This is a genomic window from Loktanella sp. DSM 29012 (assembly GCF_900110705.1).
GTDB classification, from domain to species: domain Bacteria; phylum Pseudomonadota; class Alphaproteobacteria; order Rhodobacterales; family Rhodobacteraceae; genus Loktanella; species Loktanella gaetbuli.
In genome coordinates, this window is the sequence record NZ_FOEJ01000019.1 from 1 (window position 1) to 3,971 (window position 3,971).

Below are 3,971 nucleotides of genomic sequence, written 5' to 3' on the forward strand. Positions count from 1 at the left end.
GCGCTGGACGTGACCAAGGTCATCACCCAGACCGCCACCGCCGTCGGCGACACCGTCATCTTCGAGATCACCGCAACGAACACCGGCAACGTCACTCTGTTCGATGCGGCGCTGACGGATAGCTTTACGCGGGCAGACGGAACCGTGGTGCCGAATGCGACGCCGGTTCTGGTGAGCGGCGGTGCTGCGGACGATCCGCTGGCCCCTGGTGCGAGCCGCGTCTGGCGTCTGACGCATGTGCTGACACAGGCGGACATCGACGCAGGCGGGCTGTCGAACAGCGCGACGGTTGCGACGGTGACGCCTGCGGGCGATCCGGTCAGCGACGTGTCTGACGACGGCAATGATGCGGACGGGAACACGATTGACGATCCGACGGAGCTGCCGATCGCTGGCACCACGGGTCTGGACCTGGTCAAGCGGTTGACGACGGCGGGTGCGGCTGTGGGCGACACGGTGGTCTTTACCCTGACGGCCGAGAACACGGGCACGCTGAGCCTGCGTAACGTCACGCTGTCGGATACGTTCACGCGGGCCGATGGCACGGTGATCCCCGGCACGCCGGTGCTGGCCGATCCGACGCTTGCAAATGCGCCGCTGCTGCCTGGCGGGACGCGGGTCTGGACGCTGAGCCATGTGCTGGAGCAAGCGGATGTGGACGCGGGCGGCCTGCGCAACACGGCGACGGTTGCGGCCACCAGCCCTGCGGGTGATCCGGTCAGCGATGTGTCCGACGACGGCAACGACGGCGACGGCAACGTGCTGAACGATCCCACAGAGCTGGCCATCGCGCCGGACCCGCAACTTGAGGTCACCAAGGTGGTCCGCCAAAGCGGGTCTGCGGTGGGCGAGACGGTGATCTTTGAGATCACGGCGGCCAACCTCGGCAATGTGACTCTGCGCGGCTTTGGGCTTGTGGATACGCTGACAGACCTTGCGGGCAACCCGCGCACGGCCCCCGATCCAATGCTGGAATCCGGTGCCTCTGCGACGGTGCTGGGCGTGGGCGGCACCAATGTCTACACGGTCAGCTACGTGCTGACGCAGACCGATATTGATGCGGGCGGGATCAGCAACAGCGTCGCGGCTAGTGCGACGGCCCCTGACGGCACCCCGGTCACGGATCTGTCCGACGACGGCAACGACGGCGACGGCAACGACCAGAACGACCCGACCGAGATGCGGATTGACACGGCCCCCGCATTGTCCGCGGACAAGGTCATCGTCGCAGGTCCGGTTGCGGTGGGCGAGACAGTGATCTTTGACATCCGGGTGACGAACACGGGCAATGTGACCCTGCGCGACGCGCAGATCGCCAGCGATACGCTGACCCGTGCGGATGGCACGGTGCTGGCCCTGACCACGGGTCCGGTGCTGCGATCCAGCGATCAGGGATCGCCTGCGGGCACGCTGCTGGTGGGGGAAACCGCCGTGTGGCGCGCGAGCTATGTGCTAACGCAGGCCGATATCGACGCAGGCGGGATCAGCAATATCGCGGTTGCGACGGCGGTGCCGTTCGTGGGCGCGCCGGTCAGCGCACAGACGCGCGACGCGGACGCGGGCGACGGCAATCCGGCCGATGATCCGACCGTGCTGGTGTTGCCACAGCTGCCCGCGCTGTCGGTGGACAAGGTGCTGGCGGACGGCGGTCCGGTGTTCGCAGCCGTTGATGATCCGCTGACGTTCCGGTTTGACGTGGTGAACACGGGCAACGTGACGCTGACCGATCCGGTCACGATCAACGACCCGCTGCTGGCGGCGGCGGGCGATGCGATCACCTGTGAGGCGGGACCTCTGGCCCCCGGCGGCGCGCTGTCCTGTACCGGTATCTATCAGGTGACGCAGGCCGACATCGACGCAGGCGGCGTGACGAACACTGCCACCGCACAAAGCGGTGCGACGGCCAGTGCGCCCGATAGCGTAACGGTGCCCGCGCAGCAGACCCCTGCGCTGGACACGGTCAAGAACGCGGTGTCGATCACCTTTGAGGGCGTGACCTATCCCGGGATCGACCCGGTCTATTTCCGCAACGGCGCGGTGGTGAACTACACGTTCCTGGTGACGAACACCGGCAATACGACGATCACCGATACGATCGATGTGGACGACAACCTTGTGTCCAACGTCAGTTGTCCGATCCTGCCAAACGGTTTGGCCCCCGGCGCTGACGTGACCTGTACCGCGTCGTATACGGTGACCCTAAGCGACGTGGATCTGGGCGCGATCACCAACGTGGCGACCGCGACCGCGGGCGGGCTGCGCGGCGCGACCGACAGCGTGACGGTGCCGCAGGGCGGCGTGCCATCGCTGGGGATTACAAAGTCGCTGTTTGCGGTGACGAACCCCGACAACAGCGCGGATACGAACCTGCTGATCGACGAGGTAGGCGACACGCTGACCTACCGGTTCCTGGTCGAGAACACGGGCACGGTGTCGTTCGTGCGCGATGTCGTTGTGAACGACGTGCGACTGGACGGTCCGCTGGTTTGTTTTGCGGCAGGTCAGGACGACTTTGCCCCCGGTGAGTTTGTGGAATGCTTTGACACCTATGTGGTGACGCAGGACGATCTGGACGCAGGCGCGATCCCGAACGAGGCTGTGGCGACCACGCAGTACAATGCCCAAGGAACGACGTCCTTTGTGACGTCAGACCCGTCGGCGATTGTCTCGCCCGTGGATGCGGTCTCGGCGATCACGCTGGCCAAGAGCGTGGCCACGCTGCCGGTCGCGGCGGTGGACCAAGAGCTGACCTATACGCTGACGATTACCAACACCGGCAACCAGCGGCTACGATCTGTCAGCGGCACCGATCCGCTGCTGCCAGACTTGGTCTGTTCGCAGGCCGTGCTGGAACCGCAGGCGCAGCTGGTCTGTTCGGACACCTATACCGTCACGCAGGCGGATGTGGATCGCGGCACGCTGAGCAACACCGCCGATGTCTCGGCGCTGTCGCCGCAGGGGGCCGCACGCAGGGCGACCGATACACTCGTTACGCAGATGCCAGCGGTCGCCAACGACCTGCAGCTGGAAAAGCGCGCCACGGTTGCGACCTTTGGCGCGGTGGGCAGCACCATCGGGTTTGACCTGATCGTGACCAACAACGGCAATGTAACGCTGACCGATCTGGAGCTGACCGACCCGCTGATCGACCCGGACTACGTCTGCCGTGTCGCCAGCCTGGCACCGGGTGCGACTGACGCCAGCTGTGCGATCTCGCGGCTGGTGACCCAGGCGGACGTCGACGCGGGCACGATTGAGAACACGGCCTTCGTGACGGGTCTGGATGCGCGCGGCGGTGCCGTGGACACCAGCGACGACGTCAGCGTGCCAAGTGGCCCGCGCAGCGCGACACTGGACACGACCAAAACGCTGACCCGGACGACCACGACTGTGGGCGAGACGGTGACCTTCCGCATCAGCTTGCGCAACAGCGGTGACGTCACGCTGCGTGATCTGGCGCTGGACGATACATTTACGCGGGCGGATGGCACGGTGATCGACGACGACACCCCCGTGCTGGTGAACCCCGCCGAGGCGGGCCTGCCGCTGGGACCGGGCGAGACCCGTGTCTGGACGCTGGACCACGTGCTGACGCAGGCAGATGTTGACGCGGGCGGGTTGCGCAACACGGTGCTGGGCCAGGCGATCGACCGCGCGGGCGCTCCGGTTGTTGACGTCTCCGACGACGGCAACGACACGGACGGGAACACGGTTGACGATCCGACGGAGCTGTTGATTGCGCCTGTTCCGGCGCTGGAGCTTGAGAAGGTTCTGACGCAGGGCGGTACGGCTGTGGACGACACGCTGGTGTTTACGCTGACGGCGGTCAACCTTGGCAATGTCACGCTGAGCGATCCTGTTCTGACGGATACGTTCACGCGGCTTGACGGCACGGCGATCACGGGTGTCGTCCCTGTGCTGGCCGATCCGGCCGTTGCGGGCACACCGCTGGCCCCGGGCGACACCCGCGT

General features: G+C 66.1%; 1 pseudogene. It reads left to right on the forward strand.

Annotated elements, in window-relative coordinates:
* Positions 1-3,971, forward strand: a pseudogene (locus BMX27_RS16655) (hypothetical protein); the annotation flags it as partial.